Raw genomic sequence first — 25937 nt, forward strand, 5'->3', positions numbered from 1 at the left:
AACCGAACAAGGGGGCGCATTCGGGTTTCGTGCACCCCTTTTCCCGCAGCCCGATTTCTTACGGCCCGTTTCTTGCGACCCCAGATGTCACGCCAACCAGTCGTACGCCCCCTGCGCGCTGAACTCCGCCTGGCCGCCCCGCAGCAGCAGTCCCGCCGTGGCGAACTCGGGGGCGTCGGCCTGCGCGGCCACGTACGGGATCGCGATGCACCGCATCCCGGCCGCGTGCGCCGCCGCCGCGCCCGGAGCCGCGTCCTCCAGGACCACACAGTCCGCCGGAGCCGCCCCGAGCCTGCGCGCGGCCTCCAGGAAGACGTCCGGCGCGGGCTTGCCGTACGCCACCTCGTCCGCCGAGACCACGGTCCGCAGCGACGCGTCCAGCCCGGTGCCCGTCAGGATCGCCTCGATGGCCTCCGGCGACGAACCCGATGCCACCGCCATCGGCACCCCCTCGGCCGCCAGCAGCTCCACGAACTTCCGCATCTCCGGGTACACGCGCGTGGCGGCCCGGGCCAGCGCCAGATAACGGCGGTTCGTCTCCGCGAGCAGTTCCTCCACCGGCGCCTTCAGGCCGTGGCGCTCCTTCAGGAGAGCGAGGGTCTCCTGGGTGCTGATACCGACGAAGCGCTCGTGCTGGGCCCAGGTGAAGTCCGGGACGCCGTGCTCGGCGAGGGTCTGCCGGGTGGCTTCGTAGTAGTTCGGCTCGCTGTCCACGAGTGTGCCGTCGAGATCGAAGATGACCGAGAGGCCGCCGAGGTTGCTCATGGGTTCAGGATGCCAAGGATCACTTCCCGGCCGCGCGACCGATCGACTCGACCAGCGGCAGCAAGCGGTGCGGGACACGCTCGCGCAACGCCATCTCGGTACGGGTGCGGACCACGCCCGGCAGGCTGATCAACTGCTGGATCACGTCCTCCAGATGACCGTTGTCCCGCGCCACGACCCGGGTGAGCAGATCCCCGCCACCGGTGATCGAGAACGCCTCCACGATCTCCGGTACGGCGGCCAGCGCGTCCCCCACCTCGTCGAGATGCCCCTGGGTGACCTCGATGTGCACGAACGCGAGCACCGGGTGGCCGAGCGCGGCGGGGGAGAGGAAGGGTCCCGTACCGGTGATCACTCCGTCCCGCTCCATCCGGTCCAGGCGCGCCTGGAGCGTGCCGCGGGCGACGCCGAGCAGGCGGGCGTACTCGCGCACGCTGGTGCGGGGCTGCTCCAGGAGGAGTCCGAGGATGCGGGTGTCGAGTTCGTCCACGCTCATGACGTGAGACTGTACCAATGGCCCTGCGCGAGGCGACTGGGCCAATGGTCCATCGGATCGCGTGCCACTTGAGCCACTCGCCCCGATGATGCTCTCATGGGCATGTCGATGGCGCTGCGGACCTCCGCGGCGCCTTTTTCATGCCGGTGTCCAGGGGCATTCACAGGGGGCGGGAAGCAGTGCTGAAGAGGGTGTTCGTGGCTCCGGACCCGGGGCGCGTGCGGCTGCGTTTCGCCGGTCGGGCCGTCCTCGGTATCGGCTTCGCGGTGGTCGTCTGCGGGCTGACCGGGCAGTCCCTCGCGGGTGCCGTCACCGGTGGCCTCGCCGCGCTGCTCGCCCTGTTCACGGTCACGGACCCCACCGTGCGCGGGCAGGCCGTCACCACCGCGCTGCTGCCCTGCGTGGGCCTGCCGGTGCTCGCCGCCGCGGCCGAACTGCACGACCACCCCGTCGCCCGCGACCTCACCTTCCTCGCCGTGGTCGGCGCCGGCGTCTACGCCCGCCGCTGGGGACCGCGCGGTCACAGCCTCGGCGTCTTCGCGTTCATGACCTTCTTCGTGGCACAGTTCCTGCACGCCACCACCGACCAACTGCCCTCGCTCTTCACGGCAGTTGTCCTCTCCGTCCTCACCGCGGCGGCGGTCCGCTTCGGCCTGTGGTGCTACGAGCGCCGGCTGCCCCCGGCCGCCGTACCCGCCCCGCCGGCCGGTCGCGGCCTGGCCCGGGTGACCACCCGGCAGGCGGTCCAGGCGACCGCCGGCGCCGGATTCGCCCTCGTGGTGGGCCAGTTGGTGTCCGGGCAGCGCTGGTACTGGGCCGTCGGCGCCACCTGGTGGATCTTCGTGAACACCGCCTCACGCGGCGAGACCGTGGTCCGCGGCTTCCGCCGTGTCCTCGGCACGGTCCTCGGCATCGCCCTGGGCCTGCTCGTCGCCGTACCGGTCCACGGCGCCACCGTCCCCACCGCGATCCTGGTGGCCGCCTGCGTCTTCGGCATCTTCTACTCGGCCGCCGTCTCCTACACCTGGATGATGCTCTCGGTGACCTTGATGGCCGAGCTGCTCTACGGCCTCCTCGGCGTCCTGAACCCCGCCCTGCTGGCCCTGCGGTTCGCGGAGACCGGCGTCGGCGCGCTCGGTGCCGTACTGGCCGTCCTCCTCGTGCTGCCGGTGACCACCCACACCACCACGGACGCCTGGATCCAGCGCGCCCTGCGCTGCGTACACACCTGCACCGCCGAGGCCGCCGCCCGCCTCGCCGGTTCCGCGACGGCCGACCCCGCCGGACGCGTCGCCGAACTCGAGCAACTCCTCGGCCGGGTACGGCTCTCCGTCGCGCCCCTCGTGCACCCGCTGAACCCGATGCTCGGCCGGAAGCGCCGGGCCCGCCGGGTGCTCGCCCTGCTCGACGACTGCGCCCGTGAGGTCCGAGGCCTCGTCACCGTGGCCGCCGACCCGGAGGCCTCCCACGACGCCCGCCTGGCCGCCGCCTGTTGGCGCGTCGAGACCGCGGTCGAGGCGCTCACCGACGGCGACGCGTCGCGCCTCACGGCCACATCGGCCCGGCCACCGGTGGAACCCGCGCTGGCGCACCTGCACAGTCTGGAGCGCGCCCTCGCGGAACTCGCCGAGCCTTTGCGCGCAGGATCCGGCTCGCGGCTTGTGGGAGCGTGAGCCGCTTCGGCCTGGTGGAACCGGAGGCCTCGGACAGCGCACGCCTGAGAGTCACTTGTCGGCGGCCCGTCGAGAGGGCGGTCGAGGCGCTCACCGACGGCGACGCATCGCGGCGAGAGGCCACTTCGGTGCGCGCCCGCCCGTGGAACCCGCGCCGGCCCACCTCCACGGCCTGGAGCGCGCCCTGGCGGAACTCGCCGAGCCGCTGCGCGCAGGGCCCGGCATGCCACGCTGGAACCAACTCGGCACTTTGGTCTAGACCGGTCATGATCGACTGCTACCGTCACCCCGGACAGCACTGACCGAGAGGGGACAGCGGTGACAGACGGCGGCAGGCGGGAACGGCGGGCCTTCATCGGGTCGTTCACGGCGGCGGGCGGCCCGGGTGTCGTCGCGGCGACCGTGGACAGGGACAGCGGCGCGCTGACCGTCCTGAGCAGTGTCGACGGCGTCCCCGACCCCTCGTACCTGGCCCTGGCCCCCGACGGGGACACCCTCTACGCCGTCAGCGAGACGGCCGAGGGCGCGGTGGCCGCCTACCGCGTGAACGGCGACAAGCCCGAACTGCTCGGTCCGCCGGTGCGCGTCGGCGCGGGTCCGACCTACCTGAGCCTGTTCGCGGGGCACGTCCTGACCGCCGACTACGGCTCAGGCAGCGTCACCGCCGTACCGGTCCACCCGGACGGCACGCTGGCGGACCGCCCCTCCGGGCAGCTCCGGCACACCGGCTCGGGCCCCCACGAACGCCGTCAGCAGGGTCCGCACGCTCACCAGATCCAGCCCGACCCGAGCGGTCGCTGGGCGGTCGGCGTCGACCTCGGCACGGACTCCGTGCGCGTGTGCACGCTGGAGGACGGGCGCCCCGAACTCCACCGCGAGATCGCGATGCGGCCCGGCTCGGGACCCCGCCACCTGGCCTTCCACCCCGACGGCACCCATGCCTACGTCCTCAACGAACTCACCCCGACCGTCACTGTGTGCCGCTGGAACGCCGAGAGCGGCTCACTGAAGCCGCTGACCGAGACGCAGGTGCTGACGGGCGCTCCGGCCGGGGACGCCGCCTACCCCTCGGGCATCGTGACCTCGCCGGACGGCCGCTTCGTCTGGGCGGCGACCCGCGGTGAGGACGTACTGTCCGTGCTCGCCGTCGAGGGGGAGGGCCTGCGGCTCGTCGGCACTGTGCCGTGCGGAGGTCACTGGCCGCGCGCGATCGCCGAGGCCGGGGGCTACCTGTACGTGGCGAACGAGCGCTCCGGCGACGTGACCTGGTTCGCCGTCGACCCGCCCACGGGCGTCCCGCGACGCGGCGGCTCGATCAAGGTGACCGCCGCGTCCTGCGTGGTGTTCGACTGAGCCCGCTGTTCTCTCCATCCTTTCCACGGCATGCCGAAGGGCCCACTCCCGCGTGAGGAGGGGCCCTTTCGGCGCTACGGCGATACGCGTGCGGGGTGGGTCAGCGAACCGGAGCGCCCTGCGGCTGCGGCGGGGCGATACCCAGCGCCGTCGTGTACTTGGCGAGCGCGAGCTTGCCGATCGCCGGGTACGGGCCGAGCGCGTCGGCGGCGGCGCAGCCGGCCTCGGCGGCGGCCGCGTCGAGCAGACGCGGGTCGATCTCCGGACCGATCAGATACGGCGCCAGCGCCAGCTGCTGCGAGCCCGACCCGCGCAGCTGCTCGGCGATCGCCGCGATCGAACCGTCCTGGTCCAGCGCCGCGGCCATCACCGGCACGGCGAGACGCGCGGCGAGCAGCATGCCGGTGATACCGGCCGCCTGCACGGCCTCCTCGCCGCCCACGGACGCGAGGATGATGCCGTCCGCGGCGGTCGCCACGGTGAACAGCCGGGCGCGGTCGGCACGGGCCAGACCCGCCTCGGACAGCCGTACGTGCAGCGCCTCGGCGAGCAACGGGTGCGGGCCGAGCACATCGGTCAGGTCGGCCGCGACGCGGCTGTCCATGACGGCCTGGCGGACCTGGCGCAGCAGCGCGCCGTCCGGACCGGCGAGCAGCGGCACCACGACGGCCACCGGGCCGTCGGGCTCCTTGACGTCGGCGCCGGCGGCCCTGGCCTGCTCGAAACGGGCGGTGCGCTCCTCGGCGGCGTGCGCGAGCACGGACGTCAGTGTGGGGAACTCGGCGTCGTCCCCGTCGAGGTAACCGATGCGCCCGTCGAGACCGGGCAGCTCGGAGCGCGCGATGCTCACGACCTCCTCGGCAAGGCTACGCGTGGCGGCGCTGGGCGTACCCGGCACGGCGAGGACGAACGCGGGCGCGCCCTCGGGAGCCGCCAGCTGCTCGGGGCGGCGGTGCCGCCCGGGCTGGCGAGGTCGCGGCATTCGTACTGGCAGGCCGGACGCGGGCCCAGTGGGGGAGCTCATGGCGACGCATGTTACTGGCTTCCTGGGCTCCCTTGTTCGGGGAGGGTGCAGGTGAGCGGTATCCGTCCTGTTTTGTCTGATGAGTTACGTACGGATCAGAAGTGATCACCTCGTCCCATTACGGTCACCACACCGAGCATCACGCCGTCGGCCGGCAGGGTCAGCGCACCCACCGCGAGATCACGCGCGATCCGGACGGCACCGTCCAGCGGATCACCCGCCGCCGCGACCCGCCGCGCATGCGGCAACCGTTTCGCCAACTCCTCGTGCAGCGGTACGAGGAGCGGGTCGCCCATCTTGAACAGCCCGCCGGTGAGAGCGACTTGGGGCTCACCGTCGGCCGGGCAGACCGCGACGACGGACTCGACCATGTGCCGGGCCGCGTCACGCAGGATGCCGGCGGCCACCGGATCGTCCGGAGCGCACTCGGCCACGCGGGGCGCGAAGGAGGCGAGTACGGCGGGCCGGTCCGACCGCGGATACAACGTGCCCGGCAACCCCACCATCGCCCCGAACTGCTCCTCGGCACAGCGCAACAACGCGCCGGAGCCACCGTCCCGCCCGTCGTACGCACGCAGCGCGGCCTCCAGTCCGGCCCGCCCGATCCAGGCCCCACCACCGCAGTCGCCGAGCAGATGCCCCCACCCGTCCGCCCGCCGCCACCCGACGAGATCGGTACCGATCGCGATGAGCCCGGTACCGGCGGCGACCACGGCACCGGGCCGAGCCCCGAGGGCGCCGACATAGGCGCTGACGGCATCGGCGACGAGCGCGACCGTCCGCACCCCGAACTCCCGCGCCAGCGCCCCCGGCAGTTCGTCCCGCAACTCGTCCCCGAGGGTGGCGAGCCCGGCCGCCCCGATCACAGCCGTACCGAGTTCACCCACCCCGGCCTCACCGGCCAAGCCGCGCACCATGGGCACCAACTGCTCCATGAAATGCCCGGCATCGATCCCACGATCCCCGGTCCGAACAGGTTCCCCGGACACGAGCGCCCCGGACACCCGATGCCCGACCTCGCCCACGACGACCCGGAGCCCGGAGCCGCCCGAGTCCACGGCGAGAAACCGGCCCGCGCCGTCCGACGCGGGAGGCGCGCTGGAAGGAACGGACCCGTCCGCCCCGTCCGCCCCGTCCCCCGGAACGGTCACGGCAGGCGCCAGTCCACCGGTTGTCCTCCCTGCCGGACCAGCAGGTCGTTGGCGCGGCTGAAGGGGCGGGAGCCGAAGAAGCCGCGGTCGGCGGACATCGGCGAGGGGTGGGAGGACTCCACCGAGGGCAGGTCGCCGAGGAGGGGGCGGAGGTTACGGGCGTCGCGGCCCCACAGGATGGACACCAGGGGCTTGCCGCGCCCGGCGAGCGCGCGTATCGCCTGCTCGGTGACCTCTTCCCAGCCCTTGCCGCGATGGGCGGCGGGACTGCGCGGGGCAGTGGTGAGCGCCCTGTTGAGCAGGAGCACCCCCTGCTGGCTCCACGGCGTCAGATCGCCGTTGGACGGCTGGGGCAGCCCCAGGTCCGTGTTGAGCTCCCGGTAGATGTTGAGCAGGCTCGGCGGGAGCGGGCGTACCTCGGGGGCCACCGAGAACGACAGCCCCACCGCGTGCCCCGGCGTCGGGTAGGGGTCCTGTCCGACGATCAGGACGCGGACGTCGTCGAAGGGCTGCTGGAAGGCCCGCAGGACATTCGGCCCGGCCGGTAGATAGGTGCGCCCCGCGGCGATCTCCGCGCGCAGGAAGTCCCCCATCTCGGCGACGCGTCCGGCCACGGGTTCCAGGGCTTTCGCCCAGCCCGGTTCGACGATCTCATGCAACGGTCGTGGTGCCACGGGCGTCACCCTACTGCCGTACAGGGCCCGGCGATCAACCGGTGGCCCGAGCCCGACCGAGAACGACCGAAGCGACGACATCTCTGAACGAAGCTTTCCCGCCCGGGAGTTGCTGTCCCGGAAGCTTCCGCCCTCACGCGAGGACCGCCGCGCGGACGCACAGCACGTCAGGCAGATGCGACGCCAACTGCCGCCAGCTGTCGCCGTCGTCGTCCGACGCGAACACCTCGCCGTTGCGATTCCCGAAGTACACGCCCGCCGGGTCCGCGCCGTCCGTGCACATCGCGTCGCGCAACACCGTGCCGTAGTGGTCCTCGGACGGCAGCCCCGCCGAGAGCGGTTCCCAGCTCCGGCCCGCGTCCGCCGTACGGAAGACCCGGCACCGACGGTCGGCGGGCACCCGGTCGGAGTCGGCGTTGATCGGGAACACGTACGCCGTGTCACCGCGATGAGGATGGGCCACGGCCGCGAAGCCGAACGTGGACGGCAGGCCCTCGCCGATGTCCGTCCAGTGCGCGCCCGCGTCGTCGCTGCGGTACACCCCCCAGTGGTTCTGCAGATACAACCGGTCCGGGCTCGCCGCGTCCTGCGCGATCTTGTGCACGCACTGGCCGAACTCCGGGTTCGGATCCGGCAGGAACACCGCCGAGACACCGGAGTTGGACGGCTCCCAGCTCGCGCCACCGTCGTTCGTGCGGAACACCCCGGCCGTCGAGACGGCGACCGTCACGGCCCGCGGGTCGCGCTCGTCGGTGAGGACCGTGTGCAGTCCCTCGCCGCCGCCGCCCGGCACCCACCGTGAGCGGGTGGGGTGCTCCCAGAGCGGGCGGACGAGTTCGAAGCTCTCGCCCCGGTCCTCGGAGCGGTACAGCGCGGCCGGTTCCGTCCCCGCGTACACCACCTCGGGTTCCGCCGCCGCCGGGTGCAGCTGCCACACCCGCTCCAGTGAAGCCCCCGTATCCTTGGGGAACTTGACCGCAGCCCGCTCCGGCTCGACCCAGGTGCGGCCCAGGTCGTCGGAGTGGAACACGGACGGACCCCAGTGCGCGCTGTCTCCACCGGCCAGCAGTCTCGGCGTGGGGCCACGCGTGTCGACGGCGACCGAATACAGCGCCTGCGCGTTGAAGTACGGACTCTCGTCGAACTCCCAGACGCCACCCCGCCTACGCCCGATGAACAGGCCTTTTCGCGTGCCCACCGCGAGCAGCACCTCAGTCATGCCGGTCACCTCCGCTGCGTTTTTGGCGACTTTGCCCCCATCACTGGCCAGTCTGCACCCCACCACTGACAGTCACCCCTGGAACCGTCATCACTGCAGGTCAGGGCAGAGACGGCGGCTCCTCCGGCAGTCCTGCGGGTGTCTCGCGCGATGTGCCTGCGCGAGTTCGGGCAGCCATGGGACCGTCGACTCGGGGTATTCGTCGTGAGCATCGAGCAGACGCCTCCCGTATGGGAGGGCGGTTCGGTAGGTGAGTGCGTTCATGAGGAGGATGCCTTCGATGGCGTTCCGAGGTCCGAAGGTGTGGTTGTGGCGGTGGCGGCGCAATCCGCTCAAGCGCCGCGCCGATGCGGTGGAATCGTGGATCGTGCTCGGCGCCTGGCTGATCACCGTCCTCGCCGGTGTGCTCGCCGGTCTGACGGCGACCCAGTCCGTCGAACACGAACTGGCCCAGGAACGCGTCGACTGGAAACCAGTGGTCGCCCTGGTCACCCAGGACGCGCCCGGTCCCTCCTCCCCGGCGAACGCCAGCAGAACCAACAGCGAACTGGTCTGGGCGAAGGTCCGCTGGACGGCCACCGACGGCTCCTCGCACACCGGCCAGATACGCGTCCCCTCCGGCAGCGCCATAGGCACTCCGGTGACCGTCTGGACCGACCCGCAGGGCCACCTGGTGACCAGGCCCGCGACGGCCTCGCAGGCCCAACTCCGGGCCACCCTCATCGGCACCCTGCTGGGAATGGGAGCGGCGGCCGTCCCCTTCGTCAGCGCCCGGGCCCTCCGGGGCCGCCTGGAACGCCGGCGCACGGACCAGTGGGACGAGGAATGGGCGCGCTTCGGCCCGCTGTGGAGCCGTAAGACGGGCTGAGTGCCCTGACGTACGGACTGAGCGCCCCTGGTATGCAGGCCGCATACAGGGGCTCTCGTCATCCCTGCCCTGCCGTGCTTACCGACCGGGTGCCACCACCTCCCTGCACACCCTCAAGAGCCGCTCGTCCTCCAGAACGTCGTGGCTCCCATGTCCACCGGAACGCGCCAAGTGCCGTCGCCGGACGCCGAGTTCCTTTTCCACCAGGTCATGCAGCCGAGCCCCGGCCGCCCCCATGTCGACCAGACACGCGGCAACCGTGCCCCGCACCCACGGATGCTCCGTCCAGACCGAGCGCAGCACCGGAAGCACCGTCTCCACCTCCCCGGTGACCCGCCACAGCGCACAAGCGCCCGCAGTCCGCTCCCACTCGCACTCCGCCTCGACCATCCGCGACAACCCGGGCGCCGCGGCCCGCGCGGACGACCCAAGCCGCGCCACCACCTCCGCCGCAACCCGGCGCCGATGTGCATCCGCCCCCGCCAACTCCCTTGTCAACACCGGCAGTACGGCCCCCGCATCCCCCTCCACCGACCACAACGCACCCGCTGCAACACCCGCGCACTCGGACTCCAACAGCCCCCGCAGCACGGGTACGACCCCGTCCGCACCGGTCCCGAACGCGTCGAGCGCCCGTACCGCCGACTCCACGATCCGGTGCCTCGACCGCACCCCGTCCGGTATCCCGCGCACCAGCCGCAGCACCTCCGGCACGGCCTCCCGATCGGCGAGCGCGGTCAGCGCCGACAGCAGCGGTACGGCACGGTCGTACGTCTCGGGGGAGTCGAGAGGCACCTGGCCGAGCCGCTGTCGTAGCGCCGGGGCGAGCGGTGCGGCGGACCGGCCCAAGTGGACGATCACCCGCCCCAGATCGTCGGGTACGACCGGCCGCGCGAGGATCTGGGCCAGCACCGGTGTCGCCCGCGAATCGCCGCTGCGGGCAAGGGCCTTGAGCGGGCCGCCCAGGGTAGGTGTCCCGCGCTCCCAGCGGTGCACCCACAGGTCGGGGCGTGCGGTCACCAGCGCGTGGAGGTGATCGGCGGCTGGCGCCGCGAGTGGGAAGAGATCCCCCAGGACGGACACCGAGGCATCGCGCAACCGGTCGATATCCGTGCCCAGTTGCTCGCCGATCAGCGCGACGGGCACCGAGTAGTCGGCCCGCCACCCGCGGAACAGGCCGGCCGCCATCCACACCCCGTTGCACCGGTCGGCCGGGTCCGGACTGCTCAACTGCCCTTCCAGCAGGGCGATCCGGTCGGCCACTCGAGCGCCGAGCGCGGTGTGGAGGGTACGCAGCAGATACGCGCCCTCCTCGTCCGAGGGCCGCAGTCGCCGTAACCTTCCGGCGAGCGTGTCCGGGTCGAGGTGGCCGCCCCCGTCCGGCGCCGAGCAGCCCGACCGGCGGCGCTCGGACCGCTCCCCGAGCAGTTCCACGACCGTCGGGACCAGGTCGGCGGGGAGCAACTCGGGTGCACAGCCCGCGAGTTGGCCGAGCGCGGCGAGTCGTAGCCCCGGATCGTACGGCGGAGTGCCGAGCGTCAGCAGGATGTCCAGCGCCTCGGCGGCGTGGGCCGGGTGCCGTCGGACGAACAGGCCGAGGCTCTCCGTGAGGGCGAGCAGGACCTGGTCGTCGCGCTCCACCGTGATCCGCTGCCGCAACAGGCCCAGCACGCGCGCGGGTTGGTCGAGGAACCGGACGAGCGCCTCCGCCGTCGCCCGGCGCACGTCGGAGTCCCGGTCCCCGAGGAGCGCGACGAAGACCTCGGCCCCCGCGCGGACGGCGGCATCCGCCGACCCACGCCCGTCGGCCGCTCCCTCCTCGGGCCGGTGCCCCTGTCCGATACTGACCAGAAGTTCCACCAACCCGCCCCGCTCCGCGACCTCTTCGCAAGCGACGAGCGCGAGCAGAAACGGAACGCAGGCGAGCGTCGAGTCGTACACGGTCCCCTGGTGGTGCACCGCGCCGTACATCCCGTCGAGCGCGCCCGCCCGCTCGACGGGGTCCGTGGAGGCCAGTCCCCTGAGCAGTCCGGGCACGTCCTCCGCACTGCCGTACGCATGCCGCAGTGAGGCCCAGTCGACCTCGTCGATCCCCGTGAACACGTTGTCCTCCCCAGGCGAAGTGCCAACTGATCGCGAGTCTGCACCACGCCACTGACAACGAAGCGGAATCGAGGGGTGACCGAGGGTCAGTCTCCTTCGGGCAGGGCGCGGGCCAGGATCGTGTCGAGGCCGGCGGAGTCGGGGAGTGTGCCGAAGGCGTGCCCCCAGTCGCCGCCGAGGCGGCTCGCGCAGAAGGCGTCGGCGACCTGGGCGGGGGCGTGCCGTACGAGAAGGGAGGCCTGGAGAGTGAGGGCCATCTGTTCCACCAGACGGCGGGCTCCGGACTCGGTGGTCGTACTCAACTGGGCCTTCAGACGGGTCACAGCCGTGTCCAGGCGAGCGTCCGTGCCCTGCGCCAGGGCGAGTTCGGCGAACAGCGCGTCCGCCGTGCCGGGGTCACGGGTCAACGCCCGCAGTACATCAAGGGCGTTGACGTTCCCCGAGCCCTCCCAGATCGAGAGGAGGGGCGCCTCGCGGTAGTGGCGGGGCATCCCCGAGTCCTCGACGTAGCCGTTGCCGCCGAGGCACTCCAGGGCCTCCGCCGTGAAGGCCGGGCCGCGCTTGGTGACCCAGTACTTGCCGACGGCGGTGGCGATACGGCGGAACGCCGACTCGGCATCGTCCCCGCGCACCGCGCGGTCGGCCGCGCCCGCCAGCCGCAGGGTGAGCGTCGTGGCGGCCTCCGACTCCAGCGCCAGATCGGCCAACACGTTGCGCATCAGCGGCTGTTCGAGCAGCCGCGCGCCGAACGCGGACCGGTACCGCACATGGTGGCCCGCCTCGACGAGCGTCTTGCGCATCAGCGTCGCCGACATCATCACGCAGTCCAGACGGGTGCAGTTGACCATCTCGATGATGGTCTTCACGCCGCGTCCCTCGGGTCCGACCAGCCAGGCGACGGTCCCGTCGAACTCGGGCTCCGAGGAGGCGTTGGAACGGTTGCCCAGCTTGTCCTTCAGCCGCTGGATGCGGAACACGTTGCGGCTGCCGTCGGGCAGCACACGCGGCACCAGGAAGCACGACAGGCCGCCCGGAGCCTGTGCCAGGACGAGGAACACGTCGCACATCGGCGCCGACGTGAACCACTTGTGCCCGCGCAGCGTGTACACCCCGGGTTCGGCGGTGGGGGTGGCCGCCGTGGTGTTCGTACGGACGTCGGAGCCGCCCTGCTTCTCCGTCATCCCCATCCCGGCCAGCAGCCCGCGCTTCTCGGTCGGGACCCGCAGGACCGGGTCGTACACCCGGCTGGTCAGCAACGGCTCGTAGACCGCGGCCAGTTCGGGCTGAGCACGCAGGGCGGGGACGGCGGCGTACGTCATCGACGTCGGGCAGCCGTGCCCGGCGTCGGTGTGTCCCCACACCAACCCCCGTGCGGTACGGGCCACATGGGCGCCGGGGCGCTCGTCCGCCCAGGGCGCGCCGGCCAGCCCCTCGGCCACGGCGACACCCATCAGCCGGTGCCAGCTCGGGTGGAACTCGACCTCGTCGATCCGGTTGCCGTACCGGTCGTGGGTGCGCAGCTCCGGTTCGTGCCGGTTCGCCTGCTCACCCCACTCCTGCGCCTCCTCGCTGCCCGCCGCCCGGCCGAGCCGCCGTACGTCCTCGTCGGCCCAGTCGGCGCCCTCCCGGCGCAGCCCCTCCAGCAGGGCCGCGTCCTCGGAGGCGTCGTACGGGGTCAGGGGCGGGGCCTGGTTGGTGACGTCGTGCGTGGCGTCCCGGGGCTGCGGCGATATGTGCGCGAGTGTCTGGGCCATACGGCCAGTGTTGCACTATCCCTGCGATCGCATCAATGATGTAACAAGAGAACTGCCACGTAGAGTACGAGGCCATGCGGATGAACGTGTCAGAAGGGCCCGGCGAGGCGGACCTGCGCCCGCTGTCCGCGCGGTCGGTCGTCCTCAGCCTGCTGCTGGGCACACATCCGCCCGAGCTTCCCGTACGGGACCTGCTGTGCGCCGTCGAACCGCTCGGTGTCGCCGCATCCACGCTCCGCGCCGCGCTCAGCCGGATGGTGGCCGCCGGAGACCTGCGGAGCGCGGACGCGGTCTACCGGCTCAGCGACCGTCTGCTGGAACGTCAGCGCCGCCAGGACATCGCCGTACATCCGGAAACCCGCCCCTGGGACGGCGACTGGGAGATGACCGTGGTCACCGCGACCGGCCGCGGCCCCGCCGAACGCGCGGAACTGCGCGGCGAGTTGACCGCCCTGCGGCTCGCGGAACTCCGCGAGGGAGTCTGGCTCCGCCCGGCCAATCTGCTACGACCCCGACCGGACGAACTCGGCGAGGTCGCCCGGCACTTCACCACCCGCCCCGAGGAACCCGCCCGCGAACTGGCCGCGACCATGTGGCCACTTGAGGCCTGGGCGAAGACGGCCGAGGCGCTGCTCGACCGGATCACCGCCACAGCCGACCGTCCGGCCGACCGCTTCACCGTACTGGCCGCCGCCGTACGGCACTTGCTCGCCGACCCGGTCCTGCCCCCCGAACTGCTGCCCGCCGACTGGCCGGGTCCCGCCCTGCGCTCCGCATACACGCACCACCGGCGGGAGTTGATCGCGGCCGTGCTGGGGAAGTCCGCATAGCCGGAGCGGCCGTGCGAAGCGCCGTGCGGGGACGCTTCGTACGGCCGCCGTCACCGGGGCGGGCTCACTTGTACGTGATGTCCGACGACGCGTACCTGCAATAAGTCCCGTCCGCGCCCGTTCCGTTGGTCGTCGGCTCCGCGCCCGTGTTGTTCCCGATGTACTTCTGGCAGGGGATCATCTTCTTGCTGGTGTCCCCGACGATCGTGATGGCCTTCAGGGTCGCGCTGTCACCGTAGTTGGTGTTGATGCCGACGATCCGGCTGCCCTTGTAGGTCGCCTCGATGGTGTTGAGGTTGATCGTGCGCTTGTACTGCGTCTTGCAGTTGCCGCACGAGCGGACGAACGTACCGAAGGTCTGCGCCGCGAAGTTGGAGATGTTGAGCGTCCCTGCGCCGTTGAACTGGAACACCTTGTCGCTCGCCTCCTTCGCGCCACCGCCGTTCACGGTGTACACGTTGGACGACGAGGAGCCCAGGAAGGTCGCCGCGTCCTCGCCGACGTCCTCCCACCAGACGTTCTGCAGCGTGCAACTGCCCAGGCAGTGGATGCCGTCGGCGGCGGGCGAGCCGATGATGACGTTCTTGACGACGGCACCGGCGGCCAGCTGCAGGATGGGGCCCTGGTCCTCGTCCTGGCTGCCCGTGCCCAGGTCGCCGCTGCCGTACAGGCGCAGCATCCCGTAGTCCTTGGTGCCCGAGACCGAGATCGTCGAGGTGACGGCCTGACTGCCGCTCGCGGTGGGCCAGGTGGCGGCACTGGCCGGCGAGAGCGTACCGGATGCCATGATCATGCCAATCGAAAGTCCGAAGGCCGTCGCCGCGCCGGTGAGCACGCGTGGCCGTAGGGAAGAAGTCATGTCCCGATTCCTTCTCCGAGGTGGGGGAGTGGTCAGAGCTTTCCGGTGCCCGCGCCGGCCGTCACCGAGGCGACGACGGTCGAGGCGGGCTCGGCGGTGTAGCTGTACGGCGGGCTGGTGAACGTGCCGACCTGCGAGATCTCGGTGGCGGCTCCACCGAGGTCATTGCCGCTGAGGTTGGCGTAGCCGTCCACGTCGCTGTCCCGGCTCGTCGTGACGGCGACTTCCGTGTCGCGGAAGACGTTGTTCTGGACGAACATCTGGGCGCCCATGCGCGAGTGCACGGCGGTCTCGGCGCCGACGACGTAGTTGTCGTAGAAGTGCCCGGTGCCGAAACGCAGGCTGGGGATACGGGAGTTGACCTGGTCGAACCAGTTGTGGTGGTACGTCACCCGCAGATGCCCGGTGTCCTGGCTCGCGTTGTTGTCGCTGTGGCCGACGAGCGAGCCCTTGTAGTGGTTCTTGAAGGTGTTCCAGGAGACGGTGACGTAGTCGGAGGCGTGGCTGATGTCGACCAGGCCGTCGTAGTAGTCCTTGCCGTGGTCGAGGTCGGACGAGAAGGCGTTGTGGTCGATCCACACCTTCGTCGACGCCTGCACGGTGATGCCGTCGGCGGGCGCGACCGGCTTGCTGATGTTCAGGTTGCGGACGGCGACGTTCGTGACCTTCTTCAGGCGCAGCCCTCCACCGGTGAACCCGGACGCCGAACCGACCCCCAGGACCGTCGTGTTGGACCCGATGTCGACCTGACCGCTCAGCGAGATCAGGCCGTTGACCTTGACCACCTTCGAACTGCTGCCGGTGACCGCCGACTTGAAGGCGTCCAGCGTCGACACCGTGACGGCGGTGGCACTTCCGCCACCGGTCGTCCCGGCACCGAAACCGACCGGCGAGGCGTCGGCCGCCGACGCGGACTGGGGGAGCGCGAGCACGGCGACGGCGGCGAGCGCGGCGGCCGTCAGGGCTGGCCTTCGGGGGCGAGTACGCATGCGGGTGCGTCCCTTCGGAGGGATCGGGAGATCGCGTACGTGAACGAGGTGTGCCGGGAGAGGCTTCGTGGTCACACATCTGAACGGAACGTAGGGTGCAAGCGCTTTCTAGTCAACGCTCCGCGCGAAACTATTCGGAGCGTGGGAGCGCTTCCATGGGGCTCATGTCCATGCCACGATGCCGATGGTTCCCCCCGAACGACGCCGCACGAGCCGCACGAGCCGCGATCAGGAAGGGACGATGACGTGCGCCCCACAGCCGCCACCAACACCCCCAAGTCCGCCGGAAAACCTCCCCGTTCGGTACTCGTCGCCCTCTTCGGAGCGCTGGTGCCCTTACTCGCGGCCCTGACGCTGGTGGCACCCCCGGCCGCCGCCCGCACCGAGGCCGTCCCCACCGCGACCCTCACCGAGGTCACCGGCTTCGGCACCAACCCGAGCAACCTGCAGATGTACGTGTACGTCCCGGCCGCCGTCACCGCGCACCCGGCGATCGTCGTGGCGGTGCACTACTGCGGAGGCTCGGGTCCGGCGATGTACTCCGGCACCGAATACGCCTCGCTGGCCGACCAGTTGGGGTTCATCGTCGTCTACCCGTCGGTGACTCGCGCGAGCAAGTGCTTCGACGTCTCCTCGCCCCAGGCACTGCACCGCGACGGCGGCAGCGACCCGGTCGGCATCAAGTCCATGGTCGACTGGGTGACCAGCACCTACTCCGCCGACACCTCCCGCATCTACGCCCTGGGCATCTCCTCCGGCGCGATGATGACGAACGTCCTGCTCGGCGACTACCCCGACGTGTTCGCGGCCGGCGCCGCCTTCGCCGGAGTGCCGTTCGGCTGCTTCGCCACCACCGACGGCTCCGAGTGGAACACCGCCTGCGCCAACGGCACCGTCATCCAAACCCCGCAGTACTGGGGCGACTTGGTCCGGAGCGCCGACCCCGGCTACACCGGCCCCCGCCCCCGCATGCAGCTGTGGCACGGCACCGCGGACGACACGCTGCGCTACCCCAACTTCGGGGAGGAGATCAAACAGTGGACCAACGTGCTGGGCGTCAGCCAGACCCCGGCCGCCACCGACTCCCCGGCGACCGGCTGGACCCGTACCCGCTACGGCGCCACCGGTGACCAGGCTCCCGTCGAGGCGATCAGCCTCCAGGGAGTCACCCACAACCTCTACACCTACGGCATGGGCGCCCGCGTCCTCACCTTTTTCGGCCTGACCGGCGGTGCCACCACACCCCCGCCCTCGACCGGCCCCTGCAAGGTGACGGTCACGACCAGCGCCTGGAACACCGGCCTCACCGCCTCCGTGACGCTCACCAACACCGGCACCAGCACGGTCGACGGGTGGCAACTCGGCTTCACCCTGCCCGCCGGCCAGACCATCACCAACGGCTGGGGCGCCACATACGCACCGGCCTCCGGCACGGTGACGGCGACGAACGCGTCGTACGACGGCACGATCGCCCCGGGCGCGAGCGTGACCATCGGCTACCAGGCGAACCACACCGGCAACAGCGCGGCACCGACGGCCTACACGCTCAACGGGACTACCTGCACGGTCGGTTGACCCGCACCCGGTGTCCTGGCGCCCAACTCCTTTTCGAGGAAGGTGGATTCAGTGCAGCCCACGAGACGCACCGCGATCGTCGCCACGACATCGGCGTTGTCGGCCCTGGCGGCCGCCCCCAACTCCGCACGTGCCGAAGGGCGTTCCCCTTCTGTCGCGCACTGGGTGAACACCTGGACGGCGATGCCCCAGCTCACCGAGCCCGGCAACCTGCCACCGGCGCCGTTCACCGGAACCAGGTCGGTCCTCGTCGACACCACCCTGCGACAGACACTCCGCATCACCACCGGAGGCCGGAAACTGCGCCTGCGCTTCTCCAACGCCTACGGCGACACCCCGCTCCCGCTCACCGCGGTGACGGTGGCGCTCCCGCAGGACGGCAAGGCGGGAGCGAGCGCGATCGTGCCGGGCAGCAGTAGACCGGTGACCTTCGCCGGACGCAGATCGGCGACTGTCTCCGTCGGCGCCCAACTGGTCTCCGACCCACTGGACTTGGCCGTGCCCGCCGCGTCCGTACTGACGGTCACCACCTACCTGGCGACGGGCCAGCCCTCGCTCGCGCTCACCTCGCACCCGGGCTCGCGCACGACGTCGTACCTCCGCACCGGCGACCACACCGAGGACCAGGACCTGCTGCCCGGGGCGACCCCCGTCGACCACTGGTACCTGCTGAGCGACATCGAGGTCCTGGCCCCTCGCACGACCACGGCCGTGGCGATCCTGGGCGACTCGCTCACCGACGGCCGAGGCTCCACGACCAACGCCAACGACCGCTGGCCCGACCAGCTCTACGACCGCCTCCGCACCCACCCCGCCACCGCCGCCGTAGCGATCCTGAACCAGGCCGCCGGCGGCAACCGCGTCCTCAACGACGGCCTCGGACCCAACGTCCTCGCCCGCCTCGACCGCGACGTCCTCTCCCGCAGCGGAGTCACCCGCCTCATCGTCTTCGAGGGCGTCAACGACATCGGCACCGCCGACGCGACCCCGGCCGCCCAACACCAGCTCGCCGAGAACCTGTTGGCGGCCTACGCCCAGATCGTCGTCCGCGCCCACGCCCAGGGCATCCGTGTCTACGGCGCGACGCTGCTTCCGTTCGGCGGCAACTCCTACGACGATCCGGCGGGCGAACGCGAGTTGTCCCGCCAGGCGGTCAACACCTGGATCCGCACGGCCGGTTGTTTCGACGCGGTCATCGACTTCGACCTCGCGGTACGCGACCCCGCCGACCCGCGCCGTCTGCTTGCGTCCCTCCAGGTGGGTGACTGGCTGCATCTGAATCCGGCGGGGTACGGGGTGCTGGCGGCGACGGTCCCGGCCGGACTGCTGCGTTAGGCGATCGGTTCCTCCGCGGTGGCGGGGGCGACGGCTGACCTCCCTGCGCCGTCGACGGAGTTGCCGCACAGGTGAGACCTCGTCACGGGATGCTATGTATGCGCCCCGCGTACCGCCGCCAACAGGGCGTCCCAGTCAGGCAGTTTGACCACACCGCCCCGCCCGAGCGAGGCCCCAAGCTCCGCCTCGGCCCGTTCGATGGCCTCCCACCCGGCCCACTCGACCGGCTCGATCCCCTCGGCGCGCAGCGCGGTGAGGGGGTCTTCGGATGCGTCGTGTCGTACGAGCAGGGGGGCGTCCTCGAGCAGGGACGTCACCGTCTCCTTGGCGTCCGGGCGGTTGGTGCCGATGACGCCGGTCGGGCCCCGCTTGATCCAGCCGGCCACGTACTCGCCGGGCACGGTCCTGCCCTCGCGCACGACGCGGCCCGCCCGATGCGGCACGGTGCCGAGATCGGCGTCGAACGGCAGGCCGTCCAGCGGCACCCCGCGATAGCCCACCGAGCGCAGCACCAACTGCGCCTCGATGTCCTCGAATCGGCCTGTGCCCGTCACCCCGCCCCGCCCGTCCGGCGCGGTGCGTTCGAAGCGCACGGCGCCCACGCGCCCCGCGTCGGCGAGGAGTTCGACGGGACGGAGGAAGAAGCGGAGGTGGATGCGGCGCGGCGCACCGGAGGGAGGGAGTGCCGCCCAGTTGCGGAGTGCCTCCACGTTGCGGCGTTGGGCGGCGGGCAGCGCGGAGAGGTCGACACAGTTCGGGTCGAGCGCCAACTCCGCCGGATCCACGGTCACTTCGGTGTCCGGGAGGCCGCCCAGTTCGCGCAGCTCCTTGGTGGTGAAGCGGGCCTGCGAGGGGCCGCGCCGGCCCACCATGTGAATGTCCGTCACGCCGCTCGCGGCCAGTGCGGTGAGTGCCGCCTGCGGGATGTCGGTGCGGCTCAGCTCGGCCGTGCCGCGCGCCAGCATCCGCGTGACGTCCACCGCGACGTTGCCCACGCCGATGACGACGGCCGAGCGTGCGCCGAGCACGAATCCGTCGGCGCCGGAGTCCGGGTGGGCGCTGTACCAGGACACGAACTCGGTCGCCGACCAGCTGCCCGGCAGCTCCTCGCCGGGAATCCCCAGGTGGCGGTCGGTGGCGGCGCCCACGCAGTACACGACCGCGTCGTACAGCTCGCGCAGTCGGGAGGCCGGCAGCCCGCCGGGCCCCACCTGGACGCCGCCGAGGAACCGCACCCGCTCGTGCTCCAGGACCGACCGCAGATTGTTCTGCAGCGACTTGATCTTCTCGTGGTCCGGCGCGACGCCGTAGCGCACGAGGCCGTACGGGCACGGCAGCCGGTCGAGGACGTCGACCAGTACCCCGGGTTCCTGCTGGACCAGGCTCTGGGCGGTGTAGACCCCGCTCGGCCCGGAACCGACGACGGCGACACGCAGCACGGCGGAACTCCTCACCCCTGAGGCACACAGGAGATCGCTGGATCGCCCGACCACTGACAGGTCCAGGATCGCACCACCGGTGCTCCGCTGACAGGGTGCCGTGCACAGCCGTACGCGAGGAGGGCGCGCGTGTCCGTTCGTATGGAATGTGATCATGCGGTTACGTTGCGTGTGTGCTAGAAGCATCCTTTCTTAATCTTTTTGATCGCTGCCCGGCGGATGGTGCGGTGTCCGTGTGGCCCGCGTGGGAAGTGCAGGAGCACGACGGGGCCACCTCGTGGTTCCACGTCCGGCTGGCCTTCGCCGACGGCGCCCGGGTCGACGCGCTCGCCGTGGTGTCCGAGCAGGGCGTCTCCATCGAGGACGTGCGGGCCCAACCGGCCTTGTCCCTCGACGACTTGACGGTGCTCGCCGACTGGATCGAGGGACCGCTCTTCGAGGCGTGCGGGCTGGAGCCGGAGGTGGTGGAGGGAGAGGAGAGTGCGGATTCGGGTGGAGCGCGCCGGGCGCGACCTGCCTGGCCACGTGGCATCGAGGGGCGTTGGCTGGTGGCGCAGGAGTATCGCGCAGCCCAGGAAGAGGGCCTCGATCCCGTCCTCGCGGTGATGTGCGCGACCGGACACAGTCGGCGCCGGTCTCTTCGGCTCATCTCCCAGGCGCGTGACGCGGGTTTTCTGACGCCCCGTCACGCGCGGCGCTGAGCAGGGCTGTTCAGGCGTCGGAGGGCTCGGTCGGGCGGTCGTCGGCGGGTCTGCCCTCGGCCGACCGATCCTCGGTCGAGCCTTCAGCCGTGGATCTGTCGTCGGTCGCGAAGAACCGCGACAGGTCCGTGTCGACCGCCCTGTTCGGTGCGCCGGGAACCGGTGGAACCCCCAACTCCCAGTCGAGCCCGTACCGTTCGAACAACTCGGTCCGTAGCACCGGAATCGGCATCGGCACCCCGGGCACGAGTGCCGCGTAGACCGCGCCCATGAGCAGTGCGCGCAGTATCGGGTAGTCGGACGGGACGTTCCCCGACCCGTACCGCGCGATCGTCTCGCCGAGCAGCTCGGACAGGCGCCGTTGTTCCGGGCACTGCACGAAACCCTCGCCTTGGAGGAGCCCCGCCATGTGCTGGCGCATCAGTACCGGCCGGTCGTGCGCGAGGCCCAGGATCGCGTCGATGGCGCGCGCCATCCGCTCCCGCCCGTCGTCGGTACGCGGCTCGCACTCCAGCGCCTCCTCCAGCGTGCGGTGCATCAGGCGGTGCACCGCGGACTGGACGAGCTGGCGTTTTCCGGGGAAGTAGTACGACACCAGGCCGCGCGCGGAGCCGGCCCGGTCCGCGATGTCGCCCAAGGTCGTGGACTCGTATCCGCGCTCACTGACCAGTTCGAGGGCTGCCAGTAGGAGCCGTTCCCGGGAACGCCGTCGCAACTCTTCATTGACCGAGGCGCTTCGCGGGGACATGCTGTAACTCCTGCGTTGACTGGCTATCAGCCAACTATACTCAGGACGTCCGGGTCGCCCGTCGCGGGGGGCCTGGCGAATGCTGCCGTCCGTCTGGGGCGACGCGGGGGATCGTCTCAGGCGGGCGGCTCCTTTTCACCCCAATGGTTTCCCTGGGCGACTTTTGACCTGGTGTCCGTCGCCGCCTTCTCGCACATCTGTCGCACGGCACGTGATCCGTCCCTAGAGTGGGCACGGGTGTCGAGCCGAGGAGGCGCACGGGTATGGAGCAGGACCAGCAGATCTTCGCGCGAATCAACGAGATGGTCGACGACGAGCGCAAACTCCGGGAGGCCCTCGCCTCCGGCACGATCGACAGCACCACGGAACACCAGCGACTCGGCCAACTGGAACGCGAACTCGACCAGTGCTGGGACCTGTTGAGGCAGCGCCGGGCGAAGGTGGAGTTCGGCGAGAACCCGGACGAGGCGCGGGTGCGGCCGGAGTCCGAGGTGGAGGGGTATCAGGGGTGAGCGGCGGCCGGGCTTTCTTTGGTGGCTCGGGCGGTGATCCCGGCTGAGCGGTGCCGGGAGACCACGGCGATGCGGCCGATAACCACGTCTTGCCCATGAGCCGGCGTCTGGCATGCCGCCCAGCTGCTTCACCTGCAAGTGCGAACGTGAACGGAGACGTCAGCCTCGCCGACTTCGGTCAGCCCTGTCCCCGAAGTTCGCCCTGCTCGGCCAAATCGAGTACCGGCCGCAAGCTGTCCGGCCGCTCCGCCACCGGCCGGTGGTCCACGAAGTGCACTCCGCATCCCAGGGCCGCCGCCCCGCCGTCCGCCCGCCGGTCGTCGCCGACCATCAGCACGTCCTTCGGGTCGACGCCGAGGGCCTCGCAGGCGACCGTGAACAGCCGTGGGTCCGGCTTCTGGACGCCGTGTTCGTACGACAGGACGTAGGCGTCCACATACGCGTCGAGGCCGTGCTCGCGGAACACCGGCCGCAGATCCCAGCCGATGTTGCTGACCACACCCACGCCGATCCCGCGCTCGTGCAGGGTCCGCAGGACGTGCTCCGTGTCCGGGTACGGCGTCCACGCGGCCGGCGTCATGTGCCGGTCGTACAGCGCGTCGTGCAACGCCGGGTCGGGAAGCGGGACTTGGCGGGAGACGCCGGTGTACGCGGCCCGGTGCAGCGCGGAACTCTCGTCCCGGATCGCCCACACCTCGGCGAACTCCTCGGGCAGCCGCTCCGGTTGCGCCCCACCCGGCAACGCCCCCGCCGACTCCAGCGCCCGGGCCGCCTCGACCAACTCCGGCTCGGACAGCGCGATTCCGCTCTCGCGCAGCACGGCACGGAGCCAGGATTCGGTGGACTCGATACGGAAGAGGGTTCCGGAGAAGTCGAAGAGGACGGCATTCATGCGGTGATCTTACGCAGCCACGTTCCACTCGGCCGGAAGATCACTCCCGCAGAAGACGCAGACGAAGTCGCCCTCGCGCACGATGTTGATCTCCCGGCACGGTTCACAACGCCGGAACACCACGGCGTGAGTGAAGGCGGCGGGACGGCCGACACCGGCCCGGTCGAGCGCTCGTGCCACTGCATGCCAGGAGTCGAGGTGGGGGCAGTAACCGGTGGACTGGTTGCTGACCTCCTCGACGACCCAGAAACCCGTCACGCGCCCGAATCCCATCTCACCCGCCCCCAGCACCTCGGCGCCCCCGGAGCACGCCACGTGCTCACTCCGGCGAGGCGCCAGGCGCAGCAGTCCGTCCAGGTCGACGACGAAGGTGAAGGGTTCGGCGAGTTCGTCTCTGTCCCGTCCGGTCAGCCAGGCGTCCAGATCGGAAGCCGACCGTATGACCTGTCCTTCCCCACCCGGCCGCACGGCCGTCAGCAACTCCGCCGGCCCGACATACCGATGCCGCCGCCCGGCCGCACTCACACCCGCCACCGTTCGTACGCCCCGACGGCCACCGCCACCACCAGCGCCCCCAGCAGCCACCCGCCCAGCACATCCGACGGCCAGTGCACGCCCAGCCACACATGGGTCAGCCCCACACCCGCGACGGAGATCACGGCGAGGACCATGGCCGTACGCCACACAGCGCGTCCGGCGTCGTAGTGGTGGAGGAGCCACAGGAGCAGGCCGCAGACCACCGTGGCGGTCATGGCGTGTCCGGAGGGGAAGGCCGCGTAGTGGGCCGAGTCGACAGGGTCGGGCCATACCGGGCGGGGACGGTCGAGCAGTGCCTTCAAGCCCTGCTGCAGCACTGTGCCGAGCGCACACGTGGCCGCCAGCCATAGGGCCGTCCACCATGCCGAGCTCCGCCACACCAGCCACCCCATGGCCGCCGCACACACAAGGCGCATGGTCAGCGGGTCCCAGACCCAGTCCGTCAGGATGCGGCACGCACGGGTCACCCCGTACTCCTCGACCGCCCACCGATGTGTGGTCCGAGCGACCCGTCCGTCGAGGTCGATCAGCGGACGCCACTCGACCGTGACCAGGGTGAGGAGCAGCGCGGAGCTCAGTGCGAGGGCGATGGTGGTGCGCCGAATGGTCGGAGGAGGGAGGGGGAGGGACGAGGTGCGCATGGGACGATCCTCGCCGACCCGGCGTGTACCGAGCCAACCGCGCCCCAAGGCTCCCTCAGCCCAGCGCCCTCAACCCCGGCACGAACGCCACCAGCACCGGAACCACCGGCACCAGCGCCGCCGAAGCGGTCAGCCCCAGGCGGCGCATCGCCGTGAGGCGGTCCGGGGGAGTGAGCAACCGGTGCACGCGCTGCGGGACATGGGCGTGCGGAGTGGGGCACGGGCCGAACACCCCGCGGTCCTCGTTGAGTTCGACCAGTGCCAGTGCCGTCGTGAGGCGGCCGAAGCGGCGGGAGGCCATGTCGTCGGCGGCGAGTTCGACCAGGCGGTGCATCTCGTCCTGGAACGCGGCGAACACCGGCACCTGCGGAAACCCGTTGGCGAGCGCGCCCGAGCAGTGCAGCAGCCAGTCGTGCCGGGCCTGCGCGTGCCCCTGCTCGTGCGCGAGGAGCGAGTCCAGCTGGCGTCCCTTGAGGCGGCGCAACGCGGCTGTGGTGATGACCAGTTGGGGCGCGGTACCGGACATCCACCAGGCGTCCGGCCGCTCTCCCTCCAGGATGACCAGCGGTTCGGCACCCGGCTCCTCGCCGGGCAACACTGGGGCGCGTACGAGGAGTTCGGCCCTTCGCAGCCGGCGGCGCGCCCGGGCCCGTACGACTTCCCGAACCAGCATCGCCGCGGTCCATGCCCCGCCGCACGCGAGGGTCACCGCGGTCGCGGCGGCCCAAGGCCCGGCCGTCACCAGGGGATAGGCGTCCACGACGGCGTGCGGGGCGTTGGCGAAGACATGCCCGCGCACCGCCTGCCACGCGGCGGCGGCGCTGAGCGTCATCGACAGGGCGCAGCACAGGAGGACGGCCACCACCACGCACTGCCACACCCACAGCGCGACCACCGGCTCATGGTCCGCCCAGTCGGCCCGGGCGAGCAGCCGTGGGGCGACGACGGCGGCCAGGGCGCCGAGCAGCAACAGTGCCGCGGGGACCATCATGGGAGCACCCTATGAGCGGCGCGGTGATCAGGGGTACGGCTTGTTACGGCAAAGTGACGCAGACCACGATTTCGTACAGTCGGCTGGTCCCCGTGTCCCGGTCCACGCTCAGAGCGTGAGCAGCATCGCGACCATGCCGATCCCCATCGACAGCCGGCACGCCCGCGCCAACTCCGGCCGGTCGCCCCACCCGACGCTCCCGGTGCCGGCGGCCGTGGCGGACACGGGCACCAGCCGGACGCCCGACACCAGTACGTATCCGACGAAGTAGAGGAGCAACGCGCCTGTCACGAGCGGGACTCCGGAGCCGCCGTGCTCGTGGTGGTGTCCGGGGGAGGCGGCCATCACGAGCGCCATGTAGACCATGGCCGCGGTGCCCAGCAGATGGTGCACATGGTGCGGGCTCCTCCGCGCCGTCCACAGCGCGCGCAGCGCCGCCGCACTGAACAGCGCCGCGTAGACGGGCCAGGCCCACGACGGCGGGGCGAACACCGCGGCGGGTACGGCCATCGCGGCCATGCCGAAGCCCATCAGCGCCTCACCGCCCGCGGCCCGGCGCTGTTCCTCGACGGGGCTGCGCATCCGCAGCAGGCAGTAGGCCCCGGTCGCCGCGCACAGCGCGACCAGCAGCCAGCCGGGCGAAGCCGGTCCGTGCACGTGCATCCCCCCGTTCCGCCCCGATCTCACTTTCCGTCGACAGTCGGTCACAGGATGCCCCTGCCGCACGGGGCGCAACCGAGCGCAACGGTGTACACGGGGAGCACTCGGCGGAGCGCGGCAGACAAGCGGCAGGTGAGCGGCAGGTGAG

Annotated in this window: 25 protein-coding genes; 8 read left to right on the forward strand and 17 right to left on the reverse strand. The window is 71.3% G+C overall.

Going from position 1 to position 25937, the window contains the following annotated elements:
- Positions 1-87 precede the first annotated feature (87 nt).
- Together OO70_RS13285 and OO70_RS13290 are read right to left on the reverse strand one after the other, a co-directional pair.
- On the reverse strand, positions 88-765 hold the full coding sequence (locus OO70_RS13285; protein WP_043668870.1) for an HAD family hydrolase: 678 nt from the start codon (positions 763-765) through the stop codon (positions 88-90).
- 19 nt (positions 766-784) lie between these two features.
- A complete protein-coding gene (locus OO70_RS13290; RefSeq protein WP_043668873.1) occupies positions 785-1261 on the reverse strand; it encodes an Lrp/AsnC family transcriptional regulator in 477 nt (158 codons plus the stop codon).
- A 179-nt stretch (positions 1262-1440) separates the two neighbouring features.
- Here OO70_RS13290 and OO70_RS13295 point away from each other — a divergent pair, with 179 nt between their 5' ends.
- Positions 1441-2934, forward strand: a complete 1494-nt coding sequence (locus OO70_RS13295) for an FUSC family protein (protein WP_043668876.1) — start codon at positions 1441-1443, stop codon at positions 2932-2934.
- Positions 2935-3252: 318 nt separating this feature from the next.
- Positions 3253-4287 (forward strand): lactonase family protein, encoded by a 1035-nt coding sequence (locus OO70_RS13300; RefSeq protein ID WP_043668879.1) that lies wholly within the window; start codon positions 3253-3255, stop codon positions 4285-4287.
- A 100-nt stretch (positions 4288-4387) separates the two neighbouring features.
- Here the strand turns inward: OO70_RS13300 and OO70_RS13305 are convergent, their stop codons facing one another.
- The 4 genes from OO70_RS13305 to OO70_RS13320 form a co-directional block, all read right to left on the reverse strand.
- Positions 4388-5311 (reverse strand): sirohydrochlorin chelatase, encoded by a 924-nt coding sequence (locus OO70_RS13305; protein WP_106971669.1) that lies wholly within the window; start codon positions 5309-5311, stop codon positions 4388-4390.
- 95 nt (positions 5312-5406) lie between these two features.
- Entirely contained in the window at positions 5407-6369 is a 963-nt protein-coding gene (locus OO70_RS13310) for an N-acetylglucosamine kinase (RefSeq protein ID WP_043669124.1), read from the reverse strand.
- A gap of 89 nt (positions 6370-6458) precedes the next feature.
- Positions 6459-7136 carry a uracil-DNA glycosylase gene (locus tag OO70_RS13315; RefSeq protein WP_043668886.1) on the reverse strand — a complete coding sequence of 226 codons (678 nt, stop codon included), beginning with the start codon at positions 7134-7136 and terminating at the stop codon, positions 6459-6461.
- 133 nt (positions 7137-7269) lie between these two features.
- Positions 7270-8421: a WD40/YVTN/BNR-like repeat-containing protein gene (locus OO70_RS13320; protein ID WP_078651377.1), complete on the reverse strand. Its 1152-nt coding sequence runs from the start codon at positions 8419-8421 to the stop codon at positions 7270-7272.
- A 214-nt stretch (positions 8422-8635) separates the two neighbouring features.
- On the opposite strand from OO70_RS13320, the gene OO70_RS13325 reads away from it, so the two are divergent.
- Positions 8636-9223 carry an Rv1733c family protein gene (locus tag OO70_RS13325; protein WP_043668891.1) on the forward strand — a complete coding sequence of 196 codons (588 nt, stop codon included), beginning with the start codon at positions 8636-8638 and terminating at the stop codon, positions 9221-9223.
- 78 nt (positions 9224-9301) lie between these two features.
- Here OO70_RS13325 and OO70_RS13330 read toward each other — a convergent pair whose 3' ends face one another.
- Positions 9302-11326, reverse strand: a complete 2025-nt coding sequence (locus OO70_RS13330; RefSeq protein WP_043668894.1) for a PBS lyase — start codon at positions 11324-11326, stop codon at positions 9302-9304.
- 86 nt (positions 11327-11412) lie between these two features.
- Positions 11413-13080, reverse strand: coding sequence for an acyl-CoA dehydrogenase family protein (locus tag OO70_RS13335; protein WP_043668897.1), 1668 nt, complete (start codon positions 13078-13080; stop codon positions 11413-11415).
- Positions 13081-13154: 74 nt separating this feature from the next.
- Here OO70_RS13335 and OO70_RS13340 point away from each other — a divergent pair, with 74 nt between their 5' ends.
- On the forward strand, positions 13155-13910 hold the full coding sequence (locus OO70_RS13340) for a PaaX family transcriptional regulator C-terminal domain-containing protein (protein WP_043668900.1): 756 nt from the start codon (positions 13155-13157) through the stop codon (positions 13908-13910).
- A 64-nt stretch (positions 13911-13974) separates the two neighbouring features.
- On the opposite strand, the gene OO70_RS13345 is transcribed toward OO70_RS13340, so the two are convergent.
- Both OO70_RS13345 and OO70_RS13350 read right to left on the reverse strand, forming a co-directional pair.
- Positions 13975-14769 carry a pectate lyase gene (locus tag OO70_RS13345; RefSeq protein WP_043668904.1) on the reverse strand — a complete coding sequence of 265 codons (795 nt, stop codon included), beginning with the start codon at positions 14767-14769 and terminating at the stop codon, positions 13975-13977.
- Between the two features lie 32 nt (positions 14770-14801).
- Entirely contained in the window at positions 14802-15758 is a 957-nt protein-coding gene (locus OO70_RS13350) for a pectate lyase family protein (RefSeq protein ID WP_043668907.1), read from the reverse strand.
- A gap of 246 nt (positions 15759-16004) precedes the next feature.
- Here OO70_RS13350 and OO70_RS13355 point away from each other — a divergent pair, with 246 nt between their 5' ends.
- Positions 16005-17333: an extracellular catalytic domain type 1 short-chain-length polyhydroxyalkanoate depolymerase gene (locus OO70_RS13355; RefSeq protein ID WP_043668910.1), complete on the forward strand. Its 1329-nt coding sequence runs from the start codon at positions 16005-16007 to the stop codon at positions 17331-17333.
- A 51-nt stretch (positions 17334-17384) separates the two neighbouring features.
- Positions 17385-18668, forward strand: coding sequence for an SGNH/GDSL hydrolase family protein (locus OO70_RS13360; RefSeq protein ID WP_051741161.1), 1284 nt, complete (start codon positions 17385-17387; stop codon positions 18666-18668).
- 92 nt (positions 18669-18760) lie between these two features.
- Here the strand turns inward: OO70_RS13360 and OO70_RS13365 are convergent, their stop codons facing one another.
- Positions 18761-20107 (reverse strand): FAD-dependent oxidoreductase, encoded by a 1347-nt coding sequence (locus tag OO70_RS13365; protein WP_043668916.1) that lies wholly within the window; start codon positions 20105-20107, stop codon positions 18761-18763.
- Between the two features lie 227 nt (positions 20108-20334).
- On the opposite strand from OO70_RS13365, the gene OO70_RS13370 reads away from it, so the two are divergent.
- The gene (locus OO70_RS13370; RefSeq protein ID WP_043668919.1) at positions 20335-20808 is read left to right on the forward strand and encodes a DUF6214 family protein; all 474 of its coding nucleotides are present in this window, start codon (positions 20335-20337) and stop codon (positions 20806-20808) included.
- A 10-nt stretch (positions 20809-20818) separates the two neighbouring features.
- Here the strand turns inward: OO70_RS13370 and OO70_RS13375 are convergent, their stop codons facing one another.
- Positions 20819-21556, reverse strand: a complete 738-nt coding sequence (locus OO70_RS13375; protein ID WP_043668922.1) for a TetR/AcrR family transcriptional regulator — start codon at positions 21554-21556, stop codon at positions 20819-20821.
- A gap of 263 nt (positions 21557-21819) precedes the next feature.
- Between OO70_RS13375 and OO70_RS13380 the strand changes: the two genes are divergently transcribed.
- Positions 21820-22068 (forward strand): DUF2630 family protein, encoded by a 249-nt coding sequence (locus OO70_RS13380; protein ID WP_043668925.1) that lies wholly within the window; start codon positions 21820-21822, stop codon positions 22066-22068.
- Between the two features lie 178 nt (positions 22069-22246).
- Here the strand turns inward: OO70_RS13380 and OO70_RS13385 are convergent, their stop codons facing one another.
- From OO70_RS13385 to OO70_RS13405, 5 genes are all read right to left on the reverse strand, one after another.
- Positions 22247-22960, reverse strand: coding sequence for an HAD family hydrolase (locus OO70_RS13385; protein ID WP_043668928.1), 714 nt, complete (start codon positions 22958-22960; stop codon positions 22247-22249).
- Between the two features lie 9 nt (positions 22961-22969).
- Complete coding sequence (locus tag OO70_RS13390; protein ID WP_078651378.1) at positions 22970-23494, reverse strand: hypothetical protein; 525 nt, start codon at positions 23492-23494, stop codon at positions 22970-22972.
- Complete coding sequence (locus tag OO70_RS13395; protein ID WP_043668931.1) at positions 23482-24138, reverse strand: phosphatase PAP2 family protein; 657 nt, start codon at positions 24136-24138, stop codon at positions 23482-23484. The genes OO70_RS13390 and OO70_RS13395 overlap by 13 nt, the downstream gene beginning before the upstream one ends.
- Positions 24139-24193: 55 nt before the next feature.
- Complete coding sequence (locus tag OO70_RS13400) at positions 24194-25129, reverse strand: M56 family metallopeptidase (RefSeq protein ID WP_043668934.1); 936 nt, start codon at positions 25127-25129, stop codon at positions 24194-24196.
- A 108-nt stretch (positions 25130-25237) separates the two neighbouring features.
- Entirely contained in the window at positions 25238-25786 is a 549-nt protein-coding gene (locus OO70_RS13405) for a DUF5134 domain-containing protein (protein WP_043669128.1), read from the reverse strand.
- Positions 25787-25937 lie beyond the last annotated feature (151 nt).

Source organism: Streptomyces xylophagus (assembly GCF_000716435.1).
GTDB classification, from domain to species: Bacteria; Actinomycetota; Actinomycetes; order Streptomycetales; family Streptomycetaceae; genus Streptomyces; species Streptomyces xylophagus.

Excerpts from the sequence above, each read along its gene's own strand:
- OO70_RS13285 (WP_043668870.1), bottom strand. The coding sequence starts at position 765 with ATGAGCAACCTCGGCGGCCTCTCGGTCATCTTCGATCTCGACGGCACA.
- OO70_RS13290 (WP_043668873.1), bottom strand. The coding sequence starts at position 1,261 with ATGAGCGTGGACGAACTCGACACCCGCATCCTCGGACTCCTCCTGGAG.
- OO70_RS13305 (WP_106971669.1), bottom strand. The coding sequence starts at position 5,311 with ATGAGCTCCCCCACTGGGCCCGCGTCCGGCCTGCCAGTACGAATGCCG.
- OO70_RS13325 (WP_043668891.1), top strand. The coding sequence starts at position 8,636 with ATGGCGTTCCGAGGTCCGAAGGTGTGGTTGTGGCGGTGGCGGCGCAAT.
- OO70_RS13335 (WP_043668897.1), bottom strand. The coding sequence starts at position 13,080 with ATGGCCCAGACACTCGCGCACATATCGCCGCAGCCCCGGGACGCCACG.
- OO70_RS13340 (WP_043668900.1), top strand. The coding sequence starts at position 13,155 with ATGCGGATGAACGTGTCAGAAGGGCCCGGCGAGGCGGACCTGCGCCCG.
- OO70_RS13345 (WP_043668904.1), bottom strand. The coding sequence starts at position 14,769 with ATGACTTCTTCCCTACGGCCACGCGTGCTCACCGGCGCGGCGACGGCC.
- OO70_RS13350 (WP_043668907.1), bottom strand. The coding sequence starts at position 15,758 with ATGCGTACTCGCCCCCGAAGGCCAGCCCTGACGGCCGCCGCGCTCGCC.
- OO70_RS13375 (WP_043668922.1), bottom strand. The coding sequence starts at position 21,556 with ATGTCCCCGCGAAGCGCCTCGGTCAATGAAGAGTTGCGACGGCGTTCC.
- OO70_RS13380 (WP_043668925.1), top strand. The coding sequence starts at position 21,820 with ATGGAGCAGGACCAGCAGATCTTCGCGCGAATCAACGAGATGGTCGAC.
- OO70_RS13385 (WP_043668928.1), bottom strand. The coding sequence starts at position 22,960 with ATGAATGCCGTCCTCTTCGACTTCTCCGGAACCCTCTTCCGTATCGAG.
- OO70_RS13395 (WP_043668931.1), bottom strand. The coding sequence starts at position 24,138 with ATGCGCACCTCGTCCCTCCCCCTCCCTCCTCCGACCATTCGGCGCACC.
- OO70_RS13400 (WP_043668934.1), bottom strand. The coding sequence starts at position 25,129 with ATGATGGTCCCCGCGGCACTGTTGCTGCTCGGCGCCCTGGCCGCCGTC.